We start from the raw sequence: 24,054 nt of genomic DNA, 5'->3' as shown, positions 1-24,054 counted from the left end.
CTTTTGAAATATAAAAAATATTTTAGAAAAACTAGCCTAAAACAAAGAGGTGTAGGCAACTTTTTTCTTGAGGAAGTCAAAAAAAAAAATCCAAAAACATTCCTAGAGATTGGTGTTTTTCACGGTGTAACTGCGAGAAATGTTTGTGAATTATTATATCAAATTCACAAAGATGATTTTAAATATATAGGCCTAGATTTGTTTGAAGAAAATGATGAAAATAAATCTGAAGTAATACCTAGTACAATTTTTTCTAATCCTTTTAAAAAAATTTATTTTAAGTATATAAAAAAACAAAATCCATATAGCCAAGAGGCAGTCGCAGAACTATTAAGAAAATTTAAAGATAATGTCAGTTTAATTAAGGGAAATTCAAATATAATTTTAAAAAAAATTGATATGTCTAAAATAGACTATGTATTTTTAGATGGAGGTCATACCTATGAGACGGTTAAAAATGATCTTAATTGTTGTTTGGAAGTTATTAATTCGAATGGTACAGTATTATGTGATGATTATAACTTTGGTCATTTACCAGATGTTAAAAATGCAATTGATGAATTTGTAAAAAAAAATAATTTTAATTGCCAGATAATATGTAATGGCCGATTTGCAAAAATTGAGAAATAATTATCTTTGGTTAAGTTGTAAAACTTTTCTATGCTTGTTGCCTTTATAGCTTGCTAAAGGCCTAATTAATTTGTTCGCAGCATGTTGTTCCATTATATGAGCGGACCATCCAGTAATTCTCGAAATAACAAAAATAGGAGTAAAAAAATCAGTATCAAATCCCATTAAATGGTAAGTTGGTCCAGTTGGATAATCAACGTTTGGATGAATATTTTTTCTTTCAATCATTACTTTTTCAACAATGTTATAAATTTTTTCAAATTTTTTATCCTTTTTAATTTTTGCAACCTTTCCAAAGTATTCTCTCATTGTTGGCACTCTTGAATCACCAGATTTATAAACCCTGTGTCCAAAACCCATTACAACTTCTTTTTTATTTAATGCATTATTGATCCATTTAAGAGCATTTTCTGGTTTTTTAATTTTATTCATCATATGCATTACTTCTTCATTAGCTCCACCATGTAACGGGCCTTTTAAACTAGCTATAGCTCCAGTAATTGCACCGTGTATATCTGAAAGACTGCTTGTTATTGTTCTTGCTGTGAATGTTGAAACATTAAAACTGTGCTCTGCGTACAAAATTAGTGATACGTCAAAGGCTTTTACAATTTCTTTTTGTGGCACTTTACCAAAACACATGTAAAAAAAGTTTTCTGCAAAAGTTAAGTCTTTTTTGGGTTTAATTAATTTTTTCCCTTTTCTTATTCTGTAAAAAGCAGCTAAAGCTGTTGGTGTTTTTGCAAAAATTCTTAAAGCTTTTCTCATATTAGCTTCTGGAGATGAGTCTTGGGTTTCTTTGTCTTCTAATCCCATCACACTCACGGCGGTTCTTGCAACATCCATAGGGTGTGATTTTTTTGGCATATGTTTAATAATTTCGTACAAATTTTTTGATAATTCTCTATTGTTTCTTTCTTCTTTTTCAAATTTTTTTAATTCTATTGAGTTAGGTAAATCTTTATTTAAAATTAAATAAGCTACTTCTTCAAATCTACAGTATTCACATAAATCTTGTGCTGCATAACCTCTATAAGTCAGAGAATTTATTTCTGGCATTACTTTTGAAACCTCTGTTTCATCAACCACTATGCCAAGTAAACCTTTTTTTATTTCGTCACTCATTATTCGTGTCCATCTGTACTAAAATTATAAATTTTTTCATCTAAACTGTTATATTTTTCGTAATCAACTAATTCATACAATCTTTTTCTAGTCTGCATTTTATCAATAATATTATTTTGATGTCCATTTGCATAAATGTCTCTCAATCCATCTTCTACATTTTTCATTGCTAATCTTTGAGTTGTAACGGGATAAATAACAATATTGTAACCAAATTGTTCTAATTCTTTATAATTGAATAACTTTGTTTTTCCAAATTCTGTCATGTTGGCAAGTAAATAGCATGAAAGTTCTTTTCTTACTTTTTCAAAATCTTTTTCATCATGTAATGCTTCCGGAAAAATAATTTCAGCACCTGCATCGATATATGCTTTGCATCTTTCTATCATCTTGTCTATTCCTTCTACACTTTTTGCGTCAGATCTTGCGATAATTTTAAAATTTTCATCTTTCTTTGCTGAAACGCATTCTTTTATTTTTTTTACCATTGTGTCTGTAGAAATTAGTTCTTTATTATCTAGGTGACCACATCGTTTTCTTTCAATTTGATCTTCTAAATGAACTGCAGAAATTCCAAACTCTTCAAAAGTTTCAATTGTTTCTTTACAAGATTTAAATCCTGTATCAATATCAACAATAGTTGGAAGATTAGTTACTCTTGAAATTAAATATGATCGAGTGCTTACATCTTGTAATGTTGTTAAACCAATATCAGGAAATCCAAGATCATTCGCCATTACTCCACCTGAAACATAAACAGCATCGTAGCCAATTTCTTCAATTAATTTTGCAGTGAGAGGGTTATAAGCACCAGGAACTCTTAAAATTTTGTTTGATTTTAATTTTTTTACAAAATCTTCTCTTTTTTGACTTGGTTCTTTTTCAATAAAGTGCATTAAAAAATTCCTTTTTTTAAATTTCTTTTAAGTTTATTTCTTTTAACTTCTATATTTAATTTATCTAATTGACCCGACTTTAATTTTTTTAAATTTTGTACAGTTTTTAAAAACCTATCACTTTCCTTTTTACTTAATATGTTTTCAGTTAAAGTTAAAAATTTATTAATATAATTTTTTCTTTTAAAAGGACGTGTTCCATAAGGATGAGCATCAGCTACTCCTTGTTCTTCACTTATTTTTTCGCCATTTTTCAGAGTTATTATTACTTTTGCTCCAAATGCTTTTTTTCTAGGGTTTGGATCGTGATATCTTTTTGTCCACTTTTTATCTTCATGAGTTTTAATTGATTTCCAGATTTTAATTGTACTTTTTCTTTTAGCTCTAGCTTTTGTATAAGATTTTATATGATGCCAAGTACCATCTTCTAAAGCAACTGCAAATATATACATTATTGAGTGATCTAAAGTCTCTCTACTTGCATTAGGATCCATTTTTTGAGGATCATTTGCACCTGTACCTATTACATAATGAGTATGATGACTGGTATAAATATCTATTTTTTTTATTTGATTTAAATTTTGAACTTTCTTTTTTAGTTTTTTTGCTAGATCAATTAAAGCCTGTGACTGATATTCAGCTGAATATTCTTTAGTATAAGTTTCTAGTATTGCTTTTTTAGACTCATTTTTTTTTGGTAAAGGAACTTTGTATGATGCATTTTTGCCATCAAGAATTCTTGCTATAACACTATCTTCACCTTCATAAATTGGACTTGGGGCGCCTTCACCACGCATAACTCTATCAACTGCTTCTATTGCGAGCTTACCAGCATGTGCAGGTGCATAAGCTTTCCAACTTGATATTTCACCTTTTCTAGATTGTCTTGTTGAAATTGTTGTATGTAGTGCTTGTTGTACAGCTTGATAAATTGTTTCAGTATTTAATCTTAACATTGATCCTATTCCTGCAGCAACACTTGGACCCAAGTGAGCTATATGATCAACTTTATGTTTGTGTAAACAAATTCCTTTAACTAAATTTACCTGAACTTCATAGGCAGTTATGATTCCTCTTAATAGATCTAGACCACTTTTTTTATTTTGTTGAGCTACACTAATTAAAGGAGGTATGTTATCCCCTGGATGACTATAATCCTCAGCTAAAAAAGTATCATGGAAATCTAGCTCTCTAACAGCAGTACCATTAGACCAAGCTGCCCATTCACAATCAAATTTTAACTTACTATTTACCCCAAATAATGTAGCGCCATTTTTTCTTGAATGCTTTAATGCCATTTCTCTTGATGAGATAACTGGTCTTCTATTAAGAGATGCAATCGCAACAGAAGCATTGTCAATAATTCTATTAATAACCATTTCAACAGCATCTTTATTTAGTTTTGCATTGTCACTTGCAATCTCAGCAATTTTCCATGCAAGTTGATTCTTTTTTGGTAAATGTTTTTTAGATGGATAAACTTTTATATTATGAAATATCAAAATAACTCCTAATTAACGAAATTGTTTTTAATAGTTAAAAAAAAATAATCAATATTAAAGATATTTTGATACTATTTTTTCAATACCTATGAAGTCTTTTATTAAGTGATTATGATAAATTTCGGTTGTATTTTTTTCAGTATATCCATCTTCAAGCAAAATAACTGGTATCCCAGCATCTTTAGCTGCATTAGCGTCAGTTTCACTATCACCAATCATTAGTGTTTTTTTTAAATCCCCATCTAATATTTCGACAACAGATGTTAGGTGTCTTGGATCAGGTTTACAATAATCAAAGGTATTGTGACCAGCTACATATTCAAAAAATTGATATATACCAATTTTTTTTAAAAGATCGATTGCCAAATGTTCTTGTTTATTTGTACAAACTGCCATCGAAATATTATTTTTTTTTGACCAAATTAAAAAATCTTTCACTCCTTTAATAAGTGTACTTTCATTAACAATATTTTTTCCATAGAAATCTACAAAATCTTTTACCATCTCTTTTTTAATCTTATCATCTTGGATTTTTCCAAATTCTTTTTTAGCCTGACCCCATATCGAACGTCCAAGCATAGCCCCTGCACCTTGACCAACTAGATTTCTAATTTCATCAGTAGATTTAGTTGGGTAACCATATTTTTTCATTACATGATTATGAGCGTGCATCAAATCTGGTGCTGTATCTACTAAAGTTCCATCTAAATCAAAAAGAATTGTAAATTTTTGTTTCATAATCAAAAGTATTTTTAAGAAATATTTTGTGAATTAAGAATTATATATACTTAATATAAAGAATTTCATAGATGAAAGAGTTAAAATTACAAAAGCTTCAAAACGATCTTAGAAATAAATTTTCTAAACTAGGTGTGAAAATGTTGGGACCTGAGACGATTTATTTTTCAAAAGATACCAAGATTGGAAAAAATGTTACAATAGAACCATATGTAGTTTTTGGAGCAAAAGTCAAAATAGGCAATAATGTTCGTATAAAATCTTTTTCTCATTTAGAAAATTGTAAAGTTGAGAATAAAGTTGATATTGGTCCTTATGCCCGAATTAGACCTGGTGCAGTTTTAAAAGAAGGATCTAAAGTTGGCAACTTTGTTGAAATAAAAAAAAGTATTTTAGGTAAAAAATCAAAAGTAAATCACCTGACATACATAGGAGATACTTTGATTGGAAAATCTGTTAATGTTGGAGCAGGTACTATTACTTGTAATTATGATGGACTTAAAAAGAGTAAAACTAAAATAAAAGACAATGTTTTCATAGGTTCAAACTCATCTTTAGTTGCTCCTCTGACTATTCAACAAGATAGCGTAATTGGTGCTGGTTCTGTTATTACAAAAAATGTAAGTAAAAAATCTTTAGCACTTACAAGAAGTTTACAAACTGAAATAAAAAATTATAAAAGAAAATCAAAATAATTATGTGTGGAATAATTGGAATAAATAGTAACAAACCTGTATCAGGTACAATAATTAATTCTTTAAAAAAATTAGAGTACAGAGGATATGACTCTGCAGGTATAGCAACTCTTTCAAGTGGATTGATTAATGAAGTAAAATCTGAGGGGAGAGTAGACAATCTTGAGAAAAATTCTTTAGTTCAAAATATGGAAGGTACTATTGGAATTGGTCATGTAAGATGGGCAACTCATGGTTTGCCAAATAGCATAAACGCTCATCCTCATTCATCTCAAAATGTTTCTGTAGTTCATAATGGAATAATTGAAAATTCAACTTTATTAAAAAAATTTTTAGTTGGCAAAGGCCATAAATTTAAATCACAAACTGACACTGAAGTAATAGTTCATTTGATTACAGAAAATTTAAAAACTGAAAATATTGTTAATTCAATTAAAAAAACTTTAAAATCTTTACATGGAAGTTTTGCGCTTGGAATTATATTCAAAGATCAACCAGATTTGATTATTGGAGCTAGAAGAGGCTCTCCTCTTGCAGTTGGTTATGGTCCAAATGAAAATTATTTGGGATCAGACTCATATGCTCTTAAATCAATGACTAATAAAATTACTTACTTAAATGATGGTGAATTCTGTGTAATTAAAAAAGATCATGTAGAGTTTTTTAATGAAGATGGAGTTAAGATAAATAAAAAAGTCTTAGAATTATCTACTTCAGAAGAAAAGTATGACAAAGGTGATTACAAACATTTCATGGCAAAAGAAATAGAAGAACAACCAGATACTCTTAAAAATGGAATTAATGAATATTTAGATACAGCTAATAACGATATAAATATTTATAATTTCCCATGGAAGAGTGAAGAAATTTCATCTGTAACTTTAATTGGTTGTGGAACAGCTTACCACTCATGCTTGATGGCTAAATATTGGTTTGAAGAATTAACATCTTTAGATGTAAATATAGATATAGCATCTGAATTTAGATACAGAAAAAATAGATTTAAAAAAGATACTTTATATGTGTTTGTATCCCAATCTGGAGAAACTGCGGATACTTACGCAGCTTTGGATTTGTGCAAGAAAAATAATATGAAAACTTGTGCTGTTGTTAATGTAATTGAAAGCTCAATAGCAAGAGACTCTGAGTTTGTATTACCAATTCACTGTGGCGCTGAAATTGGTGTAGCTTCAACAAAAGCTTTTCTGGGTCAAATCTTAATTTTATATATTTTATCTTTAAAGATTGGATTATGGAGAAAAGACATAAATAAAGATACTTTTGGTAAGAAACTTAAAGATTTAAAAGAATTACCAAAGTTAGTTGAGAAAACTTTACTAACTGACAACAAAATACAAACAATATCTGCTACCTTTAATGAAGCTAAAGGATCTATGTTTTTAGGAAGAGGTTTTTCTTATCCAATTGCACTTGAGGGTGCATTAAAATTAAAAGAATTGTCATATGTTCATGCCGAAGGTTATCCTGCTGGTGAAATGAAACATGGACCATTAGCATTAATAGAAGAGGGAATGCCTGTAGTAGTTCTTGCTCCAAGAGATGATTATTATAAAAAAACTATTTCTAATATGCAGGAAGTAATTGCAAGAGGAGCAAAAGTTTTACTAATTACAAACAAAAGTAAAGATGAAGTTGTTTCAGAGAATATTTGGGAAAAAATAGAAGTTGAATCTACCAATGAAGATCTTCTGCCATTTCTTTTAACTATTCCTTTGCAAAAATTAGCATATTATTCCGCACTAAAAAAAGGCTATGATATAGATAAACCAAGAAATTTAGCTAAATCTGTGACTGTAGAATAACATTGACTACTGTAGATTTTAAAAAACTTAGTAAAAATAAACCAGTAAATTTTTATAGAATAGCTTCATTTGCTAAAAACACTAAACTAGATAATAAAGAATTATTACAACAAGCTTTAAATCAAAATGTTTTTATTGAAGAAAATAAAGAATTACTATCAGGATTTATAAAAAGTTTTGATGGAAAAGAAAATATTCAATCTCAACTTTTTCAAGACGTTTGTGCTTCATTCATTGTAGGTGATAAATTTGAAAAAACATTTCTAGAATTTGGAGCAACAGATGGTTTTGAATTATCTAATACTTACATGCTTGAAAATAAACTTTATTGGAAAGGTGTTTTATCTGAACCAAGTCCTCAATGGCACCAATCTTTAAAAGAAAATAGGAAAAATTCTGAATTAATAAAAAAGTGTATTTGGAAAAAATCTGGAGAAAAATTAAATTTTTTTATGTCGGATAATGGTACTTACTCTACTTTAAATGATTTCATAGATAATGATAAAAAATCAATGCCAATTAATAATGAATTAAGAAAAAAAGGTGGTAAATTTATTACTGTTGAAACAATTTCTTTAAATGATGTGATGAAAAAATATTTTAATAATGTCTGTCCCTCTTATATTTCCATAGATACAGAGGGCTCAGAGTATGAAATTCTAAAATCATTTAATATAGAGGTCTATAGGCCTAAATTATTTACTATTGAGCACAACTATACAGAAAATGAGTCAAAAATTGATGATTTTTTAATTTCAAACAATTACGTTAGAATATTTAGAAAATTAACAGCTTTTGATGCATGGTATATTCCATCTGAAATTCTTTAGTTCATTAAGTTGAATAATAATAAAACTCTGATACAACAATCTTAAGTTGAATATGAAAAATTGGAAAGTAAATAGCTGGAGAAAATACCCAGTAAAACATATTCCGGAATACCCGGATAAAAAGGAATTGGATCAAGTTTTGGGTAAGATAAAAACTTTTCCTCCTTTAGTTTTTGCTGGTGAAACAAGACACTTAAAACAACAACTTGCTGATGTTGTTGATGGTAAAGCATTTTTATTACAAGGAGGAGATTGTGCAGAAAGTTTTGCAGAATTTCATCCTGATAATATTAGAGATACATTTAAAGTTATTCTTCAGATGTCATTGGTTTTGACTTACTCGGCATCACTACCTGTCGTAAAACTTGGTAGAATAGCTGGACAATTTTCAAAACCAAGAAGTGCTCCAACTGAAATACAAGGTGACACGGAATTACCAAGTTATTTAGGTGATAACATTAATGCAATTGATTTTACTGAAAAAGCAAGAAAGCCAGACCCTAAAAGATTATTTAAAGCTTATTCACAGTCAGCTTCAACTTTAAATATCTTGCGAGCTTTCTCTAAAGGTGGTTTTGCAGATTTAAATAAAGTTCATTTATGGAATTTAGATTATATTAAGAAAAGTCCTCAAGCCAAAAAGTTTAAGGAGTTAGAGGATAAAATAGCAGACGCTTTAGCATTCATGGAAGCTTGTGGAATAACTTCAGATTTTAATAATAGATTATACACAGTAAATTTCTGGACATCACACGAAGCATTACTGTTACCTTTTGAAGAAGCAATGACTAGAACAGATTCTACTACTGGTGAAAATCATGATACTTCTGCGCATTTTGTTTGGATTGGAGATAGAACAAGACAATTAGATGGTGGACATGTTGAGTTTTGCAGAGGAATTGAAAATCCAATAGGAATTAAATGTGGACCAACATCAAAGCCTGATGAAATTGCAAAAATTTGTGAGGTAATAAATCCTAAAAATGAAAAAGGTAAAATAACTTTAATTTCTAGATTTGGTCATAAGAATGTAGAAAAATTTTTACCTAAACTAATTAGAGGAATTAAAAAGGAAGGTTTAAATGTAGTTTGGTCATGTGATCCAATGCATGGTAATACAATTAAATCGACAACTGGTTTTAAAACACGACCTTTTAATGATGTTGTGAATGAAGTTAAAAATGTTTTTGCCGTTCATCAAGCTGAAGGCTCATATGCTGGAGGGTTGCACGTTGAGATGACTGGACAAGATGTAACTGAATGTACAGGAGGAGCTAGAAAAATATCTGATGCAGACTTATCAAGTAGATATCACACACATTGTGATCCTCGATTAAATTCAGATCAAGCTCTTGAGTTAGCGTTTTTAATTTCAGATGAGATAAAAAAGAATAGCAGCTATTCTAAAAATGCTATTCAAGCGGCATCTTAAGCCATTGCGTTCTAGTATTAGGTGATTAAATATAAAGTATGAATCCTTCAGAAAAAGTAAAATATATATCAAACTGGATTAAATCTTATGTTGATCAAATGCCCACTAAGGCAGAGTCTTTGGTTATTGGCATATCTGGAGGAATTGATTCCTCAGTGTCGAGTACATTGAGTGCTATGACAGGTATAAAAACAATTGTTTTATCTATGCCAATTAAACAAAAAGAAAATCAGCATGATTTAAGTTTAAAACATCAAAAATGGTTAGTTGAAAAATTTAGAAATGTAGAAGCTCATACAATAAGCTTAGATAAATTGTTTGAATCTTTTTCTTCTACATTAAATAAATTTGATGATGAACATGGATTTGCAAATTCTAGAGCAAGGCTAAGAATGGCCACTTTGTATCAAGTTGCTGCAGCAAACAAAGGAATAGTAGTTGGAACAGGTAATAAAGTTGAAGATTTCGGAGTTGGTTTTTACACAAAATATGGTGATGGTGGAGTAGATATTTCACCAATAGCAGATTGTAATAAAACCCAAGTTTGGGAGCTTGGAAAAGAATTAGGTATATTAAAAGAAATAATTGATGCTCCTCCAACAGATGGTCTTTGGGATGATGGTAGAACCGATGAGGGACAATTAGGTTTTAAATATGAAGATTTAGAAGATGCAATGACTAATCCAAACTCACCTCATAAAGCGGAGTACGAAAAAATTAGAAAACAAAATTTGCATAAAATGGAGCCAATTCCAGTATGCAAAATTCCTAGTTAATCAATTAGATTAACAAATCACCAAATAAGGTATATTTCTTAATCAATTTATATGGATATTTTTTTAACAAATAATTTAACTAATAAAAAAGAACAGTTTGTTCCAAATGATAAAAAAAATATTGGAATGTATGTTTGTGGACCTACTGTTTATGATGACCCACATATAGGAAATGCTAGACCATTAGTTATTTTTGATGTTCTTTTTAAATTACTTAAGAATAATTTTTCAAAAGTTACTTATGTAAGAAATATTACTGATATTGATGATAAAATTATTAAGTCTTCTCAAGATCAAAATATATCTACAAAAGAATTAACTGAAAAAGTTACCTCAAGTTTTTTTGAAGATTGTAATTTTTTGAATTGTGAAAGCCCAACTCATCAACCCAAAGCCACAGAACATATTGACTTAATGATTGAAATGATAAGCCAATTAATTAAAAAAGGTTTCGCTTATGAAAATCATAAGCATGTTTACTTTGAAGTAAAAAAATTTTCTGAATATGGGAAATTATCAAATAAAAAGTTAGAGGATTTAATAGCTGGATCAAGAGTAGAAGTTAGTGAAAATAAAAAAAATTCTGAGGATTTTGTATTGTGGAAACCATCTAATAAAAATGAACCCTCATGGGACTCTCCTTGGGGAAAAGGAAGACCTGGGTGGCATTTAGAGTGTTCCGCCATGTCAAAAAAATTTTTAGGAAATGAATTTGATATTCATGGTGGAGGAATAGATTTAATATTCCCTCATCATGAAAATGAAATAGCCCAATCCAGATGTGCAAATGACACAAAAATTTTTGCAAAGTACTGGGTTCATAATGCTTTTATTACAATGTCCAATGAAAAAATGGCTAAGTCTCAAGGAAATATTTTAAAGATTAAAGATTTTAGAAATAAAATAAGTGGGCAAGTAATTAGATTAGCACTAATGAGTGCACATTATAGACAACCTTTAGACTGGAATGATAAATTATTAAATGATTGTCAGAGTACATTGGACAAATGGTATCGTATTTATTCAACAGATATTAAACCTGTTCAAGTTACTGAAGAAGTTTTAAAACCCTTATATGAAGATTTAAATACTCCTGGATATATAGCAAACTTACATAAACTTTATGAAAAAGCTTCAAAAGGTGAAAATAAAGAATTATTTGTATCAGCTTGTAAGTTTATAGGTCTTTTTAATGAAGATAAAAGACAATGGGAAAAATATAAAAAGGAGAATGCTTCGTTAAGTGAAACAGAGATAAAAAATAAAATTGATTTAAGAAATAAAGCAAGAGCAAATAAAAATTATAAGGAAGCGGATAAAATTAGAGATGAACTTTTAGACAAAGGTGTTTTAATAGAAGATAAAGATGGTAAAACACTTTGGAAATTTAAATGAGTAAAGAACGATTATATATTTTTGATACTACGCTAAGAGATGGCGCTCAAACTCAAGGAGTAGATTTCTCTATTGAGGATAAGGAAAAAATTGCATCGGCCTTGGACAATCTTGGTGTTGATTACATAGAAGGTGGTTGGCCTGGAGCCAATCCTACTGATACAGAGTTTTTTCAAAAAAAACATAATTTTAAAAACTCTAAACTTACCTGCTTTGGGATGACAAAAAGATCAGGTCGAAGTGCAGAAAATGATACCGGATTATCAGCATTGATAAACTCAAATACACCAGCAGTTTGTTTGGTTGGTAAGTCATGGGATTTTCATGTTGATATTGCTTTAGGAATTACCAACGAAGAAAATTTAGAAAATATTAGTGAAAGTGCAAAACATTTTGTTAAAGCTAAAAAAGAATTTATGTTTGATGCTGAACATTTTTTTGATGGTTATAAAGCAAATCCAAAATATGCACTTTCATGTATTAAAGCTGCTTACGATGAAGGAGCAAGATGGATTGTTTTGTGTGATACAAATGGAGGAACTCTCCCACACGAAGTATCAAAAATAGTTGCTGAGGTATCTAAGGTTGTTCCAGGAGAAAATTTAGGTATTCATGCACATAATGATACTGGTAACGCAGTTGCTAATTCTTTAGCTGCAGTATTATCAGGTGTTCGTCAAATTCAGGGTACTATTAATGGTTTAGGTGAAAGATGTGGCAATGCAAATTTAATGTCACTGATACCAACTTTTTTTTTAAAAAAAGATTTTTCTTCAAAATTTGAAATTGGCATAAAATCTAAAAATATAAAAAATTTAACTGATTGTTCAAGATTATTAGATGAAATTCTAAACAGAAAACCTAATCAACATTTACCTTATGTTGGTGCTGCTGCTTTTTCTCATAAAGGAGGATTGCATGTGTCAGCTGTGCAAAAAGATCCAAAAACATATGAACATATAAATCCAGAAGATGTTGGTAATACAAGAAATATTGTTGTTTCTGATCAGTCAGGTAAATCGAATATTATTTCAAGGTTAAAAAGCATTAAGATTGATATAGAAGAAAATGATCCTAAGATTAAAAAATTGTTAGATGAAGTTAAAGATAGAGAATTTATTGGTTATAGTTATGATGGAGCTGATGCATCGTTTGAATTATTAGCTAGAAGAATTATTGGAGAAATTCCAAGATATATATCGATCAACGAATATGATGTTTCAGTAAAAAAAAATAAATCTGGAGAAATAGTTTCTTCTGCTAAAGCCCAATTAGAAGTAGATGGAGAAAAAATTATTTGTGAAGGAGAGGGGAATGGACCTGTAAATGCATTAGATAATGCTATTAGACAAAACGTAGATAGACTAGCAAAATATTCAAAATATCTGAAAGATTTAAAACTTGTTGATTATAAAGTAAGAATTTTAAATACAGGAACAGAGGCGGTTACTAGAGTGTCTATTGAAAGCACAGACTCTAAAGGAAAGAATTGGTTTACTATTGGTGTGTCCACAAACATAATAGATGCCTCATTTAAAGCATTAATTGATAGTTTAGATTATAAATTATTTAAAGATAATGCCCCTGCAAGCAAGTAGATGAGTAAAAATAATATCTCATTTATTTTAAATAAACCTCAATTATCAGAAAATATTGGTGCATGCGCTAGAGCAATCAAGAATTTTAATTTTAAAAAATTGGTTGTAATTAATCCAAAACCTATTTTTCCTAATGATAAAATTTTAGCCACATCAGTTGGAGCTAAAGATATCATTCAACAAAGTAAAAAATATGAAAATTTAGATAAGGCCATTAGCAAAATTGATATTGTTATTGCAACTTCAGCAAGATTTAGAAATAAAAATATAAAACATATTAATTTAGAAGATTTAAAAAAGATAAATTTTAAAAAAAAAATAGGCTTTTTATTTGGCTCAGAAGCTTCAGGTTTATCTAATGATGAGATCAGTTACGCTAATTATACTTTACAGATACCAACTAACCCTAATTTTAAATCTTTAAATTTATCTCATAGTCTAATAATTATTGCTCAATATGTTGCTAGTATAATAAAATTAAAGAGCACCCCATTTAAAAAATCAAAAAAAGTTAAATCAGCAAGTAAAAAAGAGATTCAATCAATGCTAGGTGTTTGTATTAAAAATCTAGATGAAATAAATTTTTTTAGACCTAAAGAAAAGAGAGCAAAAATGCTTGAGAACCTGAGAAATATTTTTTATAAAATGGAGTTATCTGACAAAGAAACACGTATATTATCTGGAGTATTTGGCAGTTTAGGTAAAAAACGTTGATTGACAAAATAAGGAGTAAGTTTATAAAGCCCTCTATCAAATGACAAAAAGATTAAACTCTAAACATAAAGTAGACAGAAGATTAAAAGTAAACCTTTGGGGTAGACCAAAAAGTCCATTCAATACTAGAGCTTATGGACCAGGTCAACATGGACAAACCAAAACTTCAAAACCATCAGATTATGGAATTCAATTACAAGCTAAACAAAAATTAAAAGCTTATTATGGTAATATTAATGAGAGGCAATTCAGAAATATTTATAAAAAAGCAAGCATGCTAAAAGGTGATACAAGTGAAAATTTGATAGGTTTACTTGAGAGAAGACTTGATGCAGTGATTTATAGAGCAAAATTTGCAACAACAATTTTTTCAGCAAGACAATTAATAAATCATGGTCATGTAAAAGTTAACGGAAAAAAAGTCAACATAGCTAGTTATTCTGTAAGAGAAGAGGATACTATTGAAATCAGAGATAAATCAAAACAGTTAGCAATTATTGATATAGCTTTAGCTAGTAAAGAAAGAGAAGCACCAGAATATATTCAAATGGATGAAAAAAATAAAAAATTCAAGTTCGTAAGAACTCCAAAATTTGAAGAAGTTCCATACCCAGTAGTAATGGAACCAAATTTAGTAATTGAATATTATTCTAGATAATATTTATTTTTTATAGTTAATTCCTTTATCGTCAAAAACTTTTTTAAGTTCTCCACTTTCATACATTTCTTTAACGATATCACAGCCCCCAATAAATTCATTTTTGACATATAGCTGCGGAATTGTGGGCCAGTCACTATAAACTTTTATACCTTCTCTTAATGATTGGTCCTCTAGAACATTTACACCTTTGAAGTTTACTTCTAAAATTTTGAGCATATTAGAAACAGCCATTGAAAATCCACATTGTGGCGCATCTGGTGTTCCTTTCATAAATAAACATACTTCATTATTATCAATATGATTTTGAATTAAATTTTTTGTTTGATCATCCATTATTGTTCCTTTGTTTTAATTGCTAGAGCATGCAGTTCATTTCCCATTTTTCCTTTCAAAGAATTATAAACCATTTTGTGTTGTTCAATTTTGCTTTTGCCAACAAATTGAGAAGATGTAACAGTTGCAGAATAATGATTTCCGTCTCCAGCTAAATCTTGAATATCAATAGTGGCATCAGGCATTGCCTCCTTGATGTATTTTTCAATTTCTTTTAAATCCATTGCCATTATGAACTCATATAATTAGTTAACCAACTTGTATTATAAGATTTTAATTCGTCAATTGTAACTTTTGTCTTTTCATTGATAATCATATCTTTTTCTACAATAACACCTAATTCTTCATGATGAACTGAATTTTTATCTAAAATTTTATTAACTTCTTGTAAATCTTTTGGATTAATTTCAATAATATATCTTCCTTGATCTTCTGCAAAAAAATATTCTATCTCGTTAATTAAACTTTTATATTTATTTATCTTAATTCCTTTATTTCCTTTTATGCACATTTTGCTTATAGCCGTCAGTAACCCTCCTAAAGAAACATCATGTGCGCTTTTAATATAATTCTTATCAATTAGTTGAAGCAATGACTCTCCGTTATTTTTTTCATTAAAAAGATTTACCTCAGGTGGAGGACCATTTTTCTCATCTAAAATTGTACGAGCAAATAAACTTTGTGCTAAGTGTCCTTCAGTTTTTCCAATTATCATTACTAGATTATTTATATTTTTAAAATCCATTGTGATCATTTTTTTATAATTTTTGATTAAACCAACGCCACCAATAGATGGAGTTGGTTTAATACCAATTTCTTTTGTTTGATTATAAAAAGATACATTTCCAGAGACTACAGGAAAATTTAGATATTTACTTGCTTCTCCAATTCCTTGAACACATTCTACAAACTCTCCCATATTTTCTTCTTTCTCTGGGCTTCCAAAATTTAAACAATTTGTAATTGCGATCGGAGTAGCACCAACAGAAATTAAATTTCTCCAACTTTCTGCAACTACTTGTTTTCCTCCAGTAAGTGGATGCGCCCAACAATATACAGCTGAAGAATCAACTGTAGCCGCTACCGCCTTATCTGTACCATGTACTCTAACTACGCCAGAATCCCCACCTGGTTTTTGAATAGTGTCACCCATAACAGTATGGTCATACTGTTGCCAAATCCATTCTTTGCTGCAAATATTTTGGTTAGATAAAATCTTTTTTAAAACATCTTTAATCTTTAATTTTTTTAAATTTTCTTTCTTAATTTTGATCTTTTTAGGCAGTTTAGATTTTTTCCATTTTCGATCATACATGGGAGAATTTTCGACTAGAGTATTAACAGGTATTTTTGCTACTTGTTCATTATCAAAAAATAGTTCTATATTTTTTGAGTTAGTTGTTTTTCCGATTACAGCAAAGTCTAAATTCCATTTATCAAAAATTTTTTTTGCTAAGTTTTCTTTTCCATTTTCTAAAACAATTAACATTCTCTCTTGGCTTTCTGAAAGCATAATTTCATAGGGAGTCATTTTTGCTTCTCTACAAGGAACTTTGTTTAAGTTTATTTCAATTCCTAAATTTCCTTTTGAAGCCATCTCTATACTAGAGGATGTAAGTCCAGCAGCACCCATATCTTGAATGGCTATAATTGAGTCACCAGCCATTAATTCTAAACAAGCTTCAAGGAGAAGTTTTTCTGTAAAGGGATCACCTACTTGAACTGTAGGTTTTTTCTCCTCAATTTTTTCATCAAAGCTAGCTGAAGCCATGCTTGCTCCATGAATACCATCTCTTCCTGTTTTTGAACCAACATAAATCACAGGCTTATTTAAACCAGCGGCTTTAGAGTAAAATATTTTATTTTTTTTTACTAAACCTAAAGTCATAGCATTGACCAAAATATTTCCATTGTAAGAACTATCAAATGATGTTTGTCCTGCAATTGTTGGAACACCCATACAATTTCCGTATCCCCCGATGCCATGCACAACTCCTCTTAATAAATTTTTTGTTTTTTTATGTTGTGGTGATCCAAAATGTATTGAATTCAAATTAGCGATTGGTCTTGCCCCCATCGTGAAAACATCACGCATAATTCCTCCAACGCCAGTTGCTGCTCCTTGATAAGGTTCAATAAACGATGGATGATTATGACTTTCGATTTTAAAAACTATTGCATCACCATCTTCAATGTCGATTACACCAGCATTTTCACCAGGTCCTTGAATTACCTTTTTTCCTTTAGTGGGTAATTTTTTTAAATGTAATCTAGAGGATTTATAAGAACAATGTTCATTCCACATCGCAGAAAAAATTCCAAGTTCGGTAATATTTGGAGTTCTATCTAGTAATTCACAGATTTTTTTGTATTCATCTGACTTAAGGCCATGTTCTATTGCTACTTTTTCGTTAACTAACATTATTTAATATTATTAATTAAATTTTTAAAAAATAATGATCCATCTTCTCCAGATAAACTTTCGTCTATCATTCTCTCTGGATGAGGCATCATCCCTAGAACATTTTTGTTTTTATTAAAAATACCAGCGATATTTTTAATTGAACCATTTGGATTAAATTGATCTTCCACTTGTCCCTCTTTATTGCAATAATAAATAGCTATTTGATTATTATCTTCAATTTCTTTTAACTGGTCTTTAGTGCAAAAATAATTTCCTTCATTGTGAGCTATGTGAAGCTCTAAAACATCTTTTTCAAGGTTTTGAAAGTATGAATTTTTTTTATTATCTAATTTTACAAAAACATTTTTACAAATAAATTCTAGGTATTTGTTTCTCAGCAAAACCCCAGGAACTAGTCCTGTTTCAACAAGAATTTGAAAACCATTACAAATTCCCATAACAAGACCACCAGATTTTGCAAAATTAATAACAGATTGCATAATTTTAGATTTAGAAGCCATACTTCCACAACGAAGATAATCTCCATAAGAAAAACCACCCGGCAAAACAACTAAGTCACTTTTTGGAAGCTCATTATCATTATGCCAAACCATTTTATTATTGAATCCAAATTTTTTAAGAGCAACATCCATATCTCTATCACAATTTGAACCAGGAAAGGTTATAACAGATGATTTCATTAATTATTGTGTCTTAATAATTTTATAATTTTCTATAACAAGATTAGCTAAAAGTTTTGAACACATATTTTCAACAATTTCCTTTGCTTTTTTTGGATCATTTTCTTTCACATCTATTTCAAAATATTTGCCTTGTCTTACTTCGTTTATACTATCAAAACCCATCCCATCTAAAGTTTGGTGAATTACTTTGCCTTGAGGATCTAATACATCTTTTTTTAATGTTATAATTGCAGAAATTTTCATTTATTTTTTTTTTTAATTGAAGATAATTTTGTTACGTTTACTGCCGAAACATTTGATTGCTCATGAAGAATACCTAATCTTTTTGCTACTTCAGTGTAAGCTGGTATTAAATCTCCAAGATCTTTTCTAAATCTATCTTTATCCAGTTTTTTATCTGTAATGGAGTCCCACAGTCTGCAAGTATCAGGACTTATCTCATCAGCAAGAATAATTTCATTTATACCGTTAATTTTTAATCTCCCAAATTCTAATTTAAAATCTATTAACTTAATACCAATACCTCTAAACATACCAATCATAAAGTCGTTAATTCTTAAGATCATTTTTTTTACTTTTTCTATTTCTTTTTTTGTTGCCCATTCAAATGCATAGATGTGATCTTCTGCAATTAATGGGTCACCAAGAGCATCATCTTTCAAGCAATATTCAATTAAAGGTTCTTTTAAGACTGTACCATCCTCTATACCAAGTCTTTTAGTAATTGATCCTGTGGCTACATTTCGAACAATAAATTCAATTGGAATAATTTCAACTAACTTTATGACTTGTTCTCTCATATTAAGTCGTTTGACCAAATGATTTTGAATCCCAATTTGGGATAAGTTTGAAAGTATATGTTCGGAAATACGATTGTTTAAAACACCTTTTCCCTCAATAACACTTTTCTTTTGATTGTTAAAAGCTGTAGCATCATCTTTAAAATACTGAATTACTAAACCTTTTTCAGATGTAGCATAAATAATCTTAGCTTTTCCTTCGTAAAGTTTTTTCCCTTTTTTCATTATTTGAACACTCTTTTAAATATTAAATTTATATTTTTGAAATGTTTTGAATAACTAAAAATATTTTTTAATTTTTTTGGTGGAATGTTAGTAGCAATATATCTATCAGTTTGGATAATATCAAATAAATCTAAGTTTTCAGAAAAACATCTTTTTGCATAATTTTGTACCATCTTGTAAGATTTTTCTCTACTAAGACCAGTTTTTGTCAGTTCTAGCATAAGTTCTTGTGAGAAAATTAGTCCTTTAGTTAAGTTTAAATTTTGTAACATTCTTTTAGGATAAACAATCATATTATCTAAAATATTTGTTAATCTAACTAATGCAAAATCAAGTGTAATATTAGCATCAGGACCTATATTTCTCTCTACACTTGAATGTGATATATCTCGTTCATGCCATAACGCAATATTTTCTAGAGCAGGGGCCACGGTACTTCTAACCATTCTTGCAAGACCCGTGAGGTTTTCACTTAGTATTGGATTTTTTTTGTGAGGCATTGCCGAGGAACCTTTTTGATTTTTTGAAAAATATTCTTGTAATTCATAAACCTCTGTTCTTTGTAAATGCCTGATTTCTGTAGCAACTCTTTCAATAGATCCTGCAATAATTCCCAAAACGGAGAAATAAAAAGCATGTCGGTCTCTTGGTATTACTTGCGTCGAAATTGGTTCGATTTTTAAACCTAGTTTTTTTGCAACATGTTTTTCAACATTTGGATTTATATTTGCAAATGTTCCTACTGCTCCAGAAATAGCGCAAGTAGATACTTCATTTATTGCATCCTCTAATCTTTTTTTATTTCTTTTAAATTCTTCATAGAAAGATGCTAATTTTAACCCAAAAGTTATTGGTTCAGCGTGTATCCCATGACTTCTTCCCATACACGGGGTAAATTTATATCTCATTGCTTGTTTTTTTAAAACTTTCAGTATCTGGTCTAAATCTTTAAGAATTATTTTTCCAGATTGAACTAATTGAATATTGAAACTTGTATCTAATACATCAGAAGAAGTCATTCCTTGATGAAGATATCTTGCTTTAATTCCTGCTCTTTCAGTAACAGAAGTTAAAAAAGCAATTACATCATGTTTCACTTGACTTTCGATTTGATGAATTCTCTTTACATTAATCTTAGCTTTTTTTCTTACTACAGACGAAACACCTTTAGGAATTTGACCTAATTTTTCCATTGCTTGTGCCGCAGCTATTTCCACTTCTAGCCAAATTTTGTATTTATTTTCTTCTGACCAAATATCAGTAAGTTCTTTTCGCGAATATCTTTTAATCATTAATTATAAATATGGAGGCTTTGAATAACCTTTAGCAGATTCTGTAAAGATTTCATAACCATTTTCTGTAATTCCTAATGTATGTTCAAATTGTGCTGATAAAGATTTATCTTTTGTAACTGCAGTCCATCCATCACTAAGCATTTTTACGTTAAACTCTCCTGCATTGATCATTGGCTCTATTGTAAAAGTCATCCCAGGTTTTAATTCCATTCCAGTATTTTTAGTTCCATAGTGTAAAATATTTGGAGGCTCATGAAAAGTTGTACTAATCCCATGACCACAAAAATCTCTAACTACTGAAAAACCTTTTTCTTCAATAAAAGATTGAATTTCATTACCTATATCTCCAAGTTTAATTCCTGGTTTTAAAATTCTAATTGCTCTCATCATAGACTCGTGAGTAGCATTTATAAGATTATTTAGTTTTACAGAAGGTTTTCCAATACAAAACATTCTACTTGTATCACCATAATGATCATTAACGATTGCAGTAACATCCACATTTACAGCATCTCCATCTTCAAGAATTCTTTCTTCAGATGGTATTCCATGACAAATAACATGGTTGAGAGAAGTACATAAAGATTTTTTAAAACCTCTATAAAATAGTGGAGCTGAATATCCACCGTTATCTCTAATAAATTCATAACCCAGCTTATCTATGTAAGCAGTTGAAACACCTTCTTTAATATTTTCTGTGAGCATATCTAATGTTTGAGCGGCAAGTTTTCCTGCAATTCTCATTTTTTCGAATTTTTCTTTATAATTATTCATTTATAATTTTGAGTTTTTTATCAATATAAATTTCTTCCGGAGTTATTTTACATCTATAAGCCAAAAAATTAACCCCAGCTTTTTTTGCTTTTGTATAATTTCTATAATACTCATTATCAATATCACTGGCTATTTTAAAATTTTCCATATTTTGGACTTGAACTAGATAGATTAAATAAGATTTATATCCTTTTTTTATGGCATCAATAAGTGTAAGCAAATGTTTGGATCCTCTAGAAGTGACAGCATCAGGAAATTCTGCAGTTGATTTATCTCTAAAAAGTGTAACATTTTTTACTTCAATAAAGATTTTTTGTTTATTCTTTTCAACTAAAAAATCAAATCTAGTTTCTTTATTAAAAAAAACTTCTGATTTAATATTTTTGAGGTTTTTTAATTCTTTTATTAGATTATTACATAATCCATGATTTACTATTTTGTTAGCCATATGTGTATTGATACCAACAAAATTATTTTGAGCTTTTATAATTTCCAATCCATATTTTAATTTTCTTTTTGGATCATCATTTTTTAAAAGGTAAACTTGGTTACCTTCCTTAAGAAGACCCTTCATTGATCCAGTATTTGGACAATGAGCTGTGACAATTTCTTTGTTAATCTTAACATCCACAAAAAAACGCTTATATCTTTTGATTAGTTTGCCTTTTATTAAAGACTTGGTAAATTGCATATTTAAATTATACATTTAAATAATGAAAAAAGACACAAAAGTAAATGCAGGTATATTAATAATTGGTAATGAAATTTTATCAGGTAGAACTCAAGATACAAATACCAGCACATTAGCTAAATGGTTAAACTCTATTGGAGTTAAAATTACCGAAGTAAGAATAATTCCTGACGTAGAAAAAGATATTATCAACACTTTAAACTTTTTAAGAAAAAATAACGATTATGTGTTTACAACTGGTGGTATTGGACCAACTCATGATGATATTACCGCTCAGTCTGTTGCAAAAGCTTTTGATGTTGATTATGAGATACACAAAGAAGCATTTAAAATTTTAGAGTCATATTATAAACCAGGTGAATTTAATAAAGGAAGACAAAAGATGACATGGATGCCAAAGAATGCAGAATTAATATTAAATCCTACAAGTGGAGCTCCAGGATTTAATATAGACAATGTTTTTTGTTTACCGGGTGTACCATCAATTTTAAAATCAATGTTAGGTGGATTAAAAAATAAGATAGTAGGAGGAGAACCAATATTAAGTCATACAATTAGTTTACGAACTGTTGAGAGCGAAATTGCAAACTCTTTAACAAAAGTTCAAAATCAAAATAAAGATGTGGAAATAGGAAGTTATCCTTTTTTTCATTCTGGAAAATTAGGTGTCTCAATTGTAATTCGATCAGAAAATCAATCTAAAATTGATATTTGTAAATCTCAAATCTTAGAATTTGTAAAAGAAAAAAAAATTGAGATAGTGGAAAGATAGATGCTATATTTTGCTTATGGAAGTAATCTTAACCATTTTCAAATGAAACGAAGATGTAAGGATAGTATTTTCATTAAAAAAATAAATTTAAGAGATTTTAGATTAACATTTCGTAGCAAATATCGAGCTGCAGATATTGAACCAAAAAAAAATTCTTTTGTTCCAGGCGGCTTGTTTGAAATTTCAAAAAGTGATGAAAAAAAATTAGATGTATATGAAGATTATCCAACCTTATATAAAAAATATTATTTTTATTATTATGGTAAAAAGGTAATGACTTACACTATGACTAAAAAATCTCCATTTGCTTATCCAACAGACAGATATTTAAATATTGTTAAAAAGGGCTACAGAGATTGTAAGCTTGATAAAAGAACACTCTTAAAAGCTTTAAAAAATTAATATCGATTATTTATAAAGAAAAAAACAAGCAAAATAGGGTTTTTTTTGTTGTAATAATGCAACACTAAAAAATTATTTAAAAAAATTATCATAATTAACCATTTTTTCATTTGTAGAATCAGCTGATATGAATATGGTGCCATTAATACGTAAATAATTAATTATTTAATACAGGGTAAAATATGAAGAAAATAATAACATTAATAAGTGCTTCATTTCTTATTGCTTCATCTGCTTTAGCTGGTGGAATGATAGGAGTTAAGTACGGTGTTGGTGAATTAGAAGGTACTCAGAATGCTTATACAGCTGGTAGTACAACTTATGCAGCACAAACTAAATCTGAGGATAGTGAGTATGGTGCAATTTTTGCAGAAGTAGAATTGCCACAAGTTGATGGTCTTTCTCTTGGAATTGAATACGTACCTTACACAGCAACTATAACAGTTGATGGTAATTCATCTGACTCGCATTTAGAGTTAAGTGACTACACGACTATATATGGTTTGTATTCTCAAGATGTAGGTGGAGTAAATGCATACTTTAAAGGTGGCTACTCAATTGCTGATATAGGAAACGTAAAAGCTAACTATACTTCAACAACAGTTAACTCACATGATGACAATCTAGAGGGTATTATGTTGGGAGTTGGGGTTCAAGCAGATATTGCTGCTTTAATCGGAAGAGCAGAAGTTACTTATACTGATTTCGATACAGTGAAAGTAAACACGACTTCAAATGGTAGTGCAGCTGTAGATAAAACAGGGGATGCAGAGTTATTGACATTTTCTGTATCAATAGCGAAATCATTCTAATTTACACTTAATTTAAAAAAAAGGGCC

26 protein-coding genes are annotated in these 24,054 nt (G+C 29.3%); 13 read left to right on the top strand and 13 right to left on the bottom strand.

All coding sequences use genetic code 11. The annotated features are described in order from the left end of the window. Positions 1 to 3 precede the first annotated feature (3 nt). A complete protein-coding gene (locus ACTTAV_RS05240; protein ID WP_440670678.1) occupies positions 4 to 630 on the top strand; it encodes a class I SAM-dependent methyltransferase in 627 nt (208 codons plus the stop codon). Here ACTTAV_RS05240 and ACTTAV_RS05235 read toward each other — a convergent pair whose 3' ends face one another. The 4 genes from ACTTAV_RS05235 to ACTTAV_RS05220 are packed head-to-tail and all read right to left on the bottom strand — an operon-like array spanning position 631 to position 4,891. Further along, a complete protein-coding gene (locus tag ACTTAV_RS05235) occupies positions 631 to 1,755 on the bottom strand; it encodes a bifunctional 2-methylcitrate synthase/citrate synthase (RefSeq protein WP_440670677.1) in 1,125 nt (374 codons plus the stop codon). Further along, positions 1,755 to 2,651: a methylisocitrate lyase gene (prpB, locus tag ACTTAV_RS05230; protein ID WP_440670675.1), complete on the bottom strand. Its 897-nt coding sequence runs from the start codon at positions 2,649 to 2,651 to the stop codon at positions 1,755 to 1,757. Before prpB ends, ACTTAV_RS05235 begins: the two co-directional genes overlap by 1 nt. After that, positions 2,651 to 4,153, bottom strand: coding sequence for an MmgE/PrpD family protein (locus ACTTAV_RS05225; protein ID WP_440670673.1), 1,503 nt, complete (start codon positions 4,151 to 4,153; stop codon positions 2,651 to 2,653). The genes prpB and ACTTAV_RS05225 overlap by 1 nt, the downstream gene beginning before the upstream one ends. Positions 4,154 to 4,207: 54 nt before the next feature. After that, positions 4,208 to 4,891, bottom strand: a complete 684-nt coding sequence (locus ACTTAV_RS05220; protein ID WP_440670672.1) for an HAD-IA family hydrolase — start codon at positions 4,889 to 4,891, stop codon at positions 4,208 to 4,210. Positions 4,892 to 4,962: 71 nt separating this feature from the next. Between ACTTAV_RS05220 and ACTTAV_RS05215 the strand changes: the two genes are divergently transcribed. The 9 genes from ACTTAV_RS05215 to rpsD are packed head-to-tail and all read left to right on the top strand — an operon-like array spanning position 4,963 to position 14,812. After that, a complete protein-coding gene (locus ACTTAV_RS05215) occupies positions 4,963 to 5,586 on the top strand; it encodes a DapH/DapD/GlmU-related protein (RefSeq protein WP_440670670.1) in 624 nt (207 codons plus the stop codon). Between the two features lie 2 nt (positions 5,587 to 5,588). Further along, positions 5,589 to 7,409 (top strand): glutamine--fructose-6-phosphate transaminase (isomerizing), encoded by a 1,821-nt coding sequence (gene glmS, locus ACTTAV_RS05210; RefSeq protein WP_440670669.1) that lies wholly within the window; start codon positions 5,589 to 5,591, stop codon positions 7,407 to 7,409. A gap of 2 nt (positions 7,410 to 7,411) precedes the next feature. Beyond that, positions 7,412 to 8,239 (top strand): FkbM family methyltransferase, encoded by an 828-nt coding sequence (locus ACTTAV_RS05205; protein WP_440670667.1) that lies wholly within the window; start codon positions 7,412 to 7,414, stop codon positions 8,237 to 8,239. Between the two features lie 52 nt (positions 8,240 to 8,291). After that, positions 8,292 to 9,671: a class II 3-deoxy-7-phosphoheptulonate synthase gene (locus ACTTAV_RS05200; protein WP_440670666.1), complete on the top strand. Its 1,380-nt coding sequence runs from the start codon at positions 8,292 to 8,294 to the stop codon at positions 9,669 to 9,671. A 38-nt stretch (positions 9,672 to 9,709) separates the two neighbouring features. Then, positions 9,710 to 10,447: an NAD(+) synthase gene (nadE, locus tag ACTTAV_RS05195; protein WP_440670665.1), complete on the top strand. Its 738-nt coding sequence runs from the start codon at positions 9,710 to 9,712 to the stop codon at positions 10,445 to 10,447. Between the two features lie 51 nt (positions 10,448 to 10,498). Beyond that, the gene (gene cysS / locus ACTTAV_RS05190) at positions 10,499 to 11,842 is read left to right on the top strand and encodes a cysteine--tRNA ligase (protein ID WP_440670664.1); all 1,344 of its coding nucleotides are present in this window, start codon (positions 10,499 to 10,501) and stop codon (positions 11,840 to 11,842) included. After that, positions 11,839 to 13,440, top strand: coding sequence for a citramalate synthase (gene cimA / locus ACTTAV_RS05185; RefSeq protein WP_440670663.1), 1,602 nt, complete (start codon positions 11,839 to 11,841; stop codon positions 13,438 to 13,440). Before cysS ends, cimA begins: the two co-directional genes overlap by 4 nt. Continuing rightward, entirely contained in the window at positions 13,441 to 14,154 is a 714-nt protein-coding gene (locus ACTTAV_RS05180) for an RNA methyltransferase (protein WP_440670662.1), read from the top strand. 40 nt (positions 14,155 to 14,194) lie between these two features. Beyond that, on the top strand, positions 14,195 to 14,812 hold the full coding sequence (gene rpsD / locus ACTTAV_RS05175; protein WP_440670661.1) for a 30S ribosomal protein S4: 618 nt from the start codon (positions 14,195 to 14,197) through the stop codon (positions 14,810 to 14,812). Positions 14,813 to 14,815: 3 nt separating this feature from the next. On the opposite strand, the gene grxD is transcribed toward rpsD, so the two are convergent. The 9 genes from grxD to sfsA are packed head-to-tail and all read right to left on the bottom strand — an operon-like array spanning position 14,816 to position 22,041. Next, entirely contained in the window at positions 14,816 to 15,148 is a 333-nt protein-coding gene (gene grxD, locus ACTTAV_RS05170; RefSeq protein ID WP_440670660.1) for a Grx4 family monothiol glutaredoxin, read from the bottom strand. Then, positions 15,148 to 15,378, bottom strand: a complete 231-nt coding sequence (locus tag ACTTAV_RS05165) for a BolA/IbaG family iron-sulfur metabolism protein (protein WP_440670659.1) — start codon at positions 15,376 to 15,378, stop codon at positions 15,148 to 15,150. The genes grxD and ACTTAV_RS05165 overlap by 1 nt, the downstream gene beginning before the upstream one ends. Next, on the bottom strand, positions 15,378 to 17,570 hold the full coding sequence (purL, locus tag ACTTAV_RS05160; protein ID WP_440670658.1) for a phosphoribosylformylglycinamidine synthase subunit PurL: 2,193 nt from the start codon (positions 17,568 to 17,570) through the stop codon (positions 15,378 to 15,380). The genes ACTTAV_RS05165 and purL overlap by 1 nt, the downstream gene beginning before the upstream one ends. Continuing rightward, on the bottom strand, positions 17,570 to 18,253 hold the full coding sequence (gene purQ, locus ACTTAV_RS05155; RefSeq protein ID WP_440670656.1) for a phosphoribosylformylglycinamidine synthase I: 684 nt from the start codon (positions 18,251 to 18,253) through the stop codon (positions 17,570 to 17,572). Before purQ ends, purL begins: the two co-directional genes overlap by 1 nt. A 3-nt stretch (positions 18,254 to 18,256) precedes the next feature. Beyond that, positions 18,257 to 18,499 carry a phosphoribosylformylglycinamidine synthase subunit PurS gene (gene purS, locus ACTTAV_RS05150; RefSeq protein WP_440670654.1) on the bottom strand — a complete coding sequence of 81 codons (243 nt, stop codon included), beginning with the start codon at positions 18,497 to 18,499 and terminating at the stop codon, positions 18,257 to 18,259. Beyond that, the gene (gene purC, locus ACTTAV_RS05145; RefSeq protein WP_440670652.1) at positions 18,496 to 19,281 is read right to left on the bottom strand and encodes a phosphoribosylaminoimidazolesuccinocarboxamide synthase; all 786 of its coding nucleotides are present in this window, start codon (positions 19,279 to 19,281) and stop codon (positions 18,496 to 18,498) included. Before purC ends, purS begins: the two co-directional genes overlap by 4 nt. Continuing rightward, the gene (gene purB / locus ACTTAV_RS05140) at positions 19,281 to 20,573 is read right to left on the bottom strand and encodes an adenylosuccinate lyase (protein WP_440670650.1); all 1,293 of its coding nucleotides are present in this window, start codon (positions 20,571 to 20,573) and stop codon (positions 19,281 to 19,283) included. Before purB ends, purC begins: the two co-directional genes overlap by 1 nt. A 3-nt stretch (positions 20,574 to 20,576) precedes the next feature. Further along, positions 20,577 to 21,350 carry a type I methionyl aminopeptidase gene (gene map / locus ACTTAV_RS05135; protein ID WP_440670648.1) on the bottom strand — a complete coding sequence of 258 codons (774 nt, stop codon included), beginning with the start codon at positions 21,348 to 21,350 and terminating at the stop codon, positions 20,577 to 20,579. Beyond that, a complete protein-coding gene (sfsA, locus tag ACTTAV_RS05130) occupies positions 21,343 to 22,041 on the bottom strand; it encodes a DNA/RNA nuclease SfsA (RefSeq protein WP_440670647.1) in 699 nt (232 codons plus the stop codon). The genes map and sfsA overlap by 8 nt, the downstream gene beginning before the upstream one ends. A 22-nt stretch (positions 22,042 to 22,063) precedes the next feature. On the opposite strand from sfsA, the gene ACTTAV_RS05125 reads away from it, so the two are divergent. The 3 genes from ACTTAV_RS05125 to ACTTAV_RS05115 all read left to right on the top strand — a co-directional run bounded on the left by ACTTAV_RS05125 (position 22,064) and on the right by ACTTAV_RS05115 (position 24,027). Beyond that, positions 22,064 to 22,813, top strand: a complete 750-nt coding sequence (locus tag ACTTAV_RS05125) for a competence/damage-inducible protein A (protein ID WP_440670645.1) — start codon at positions 22,064 to 22,066, stop codon at positions 22,811 to 22,813. Then, the gene (locus ACTTAV_RS05120; RefSeq protein ID WP_440670644.1) at positions 22,814 to 23,215 is read left to right on the top strand and encodes a gamma-glutamylcyclotransferase family protein; all 402 of its coding nucleotides are present in this window, start codon (positions 22,814 to 22,816) and stop codon (positions 23,213 to 23,215) included. It begins immediately after the preceding gene. 182 nt (positions 23,216 to 23,397) lie between these two features. Next, positions 23,398 to 24,027, top strand: coding sequence for a hypothetical protein (locus ACTTAV_RS05115; protein WP_440670643.1), 630 nt, complete (start codon positions 23,398 to 23,400; stop codon positions 24,025 to 24,027). The last annotated feature ends 27 nt before the right edge of the window (positions 24,028 to 24,054 follow it).

The organism is Candidatus Pelagibacter sp. HIMB1483 (assembly GCF_052048135.1).
Classification (GTDB): domain Bacteria; phylum Pseudomonadota; class Alphaproteobacteria; order Pelagibacterales; family Pelagibacteraceae; genus Pelagibacter.
The sequence above is the reverse complement of the archived record's forward strand: the minus strand, read 5'-3'. Positions and strand labels throughout refer to the sequence as shown.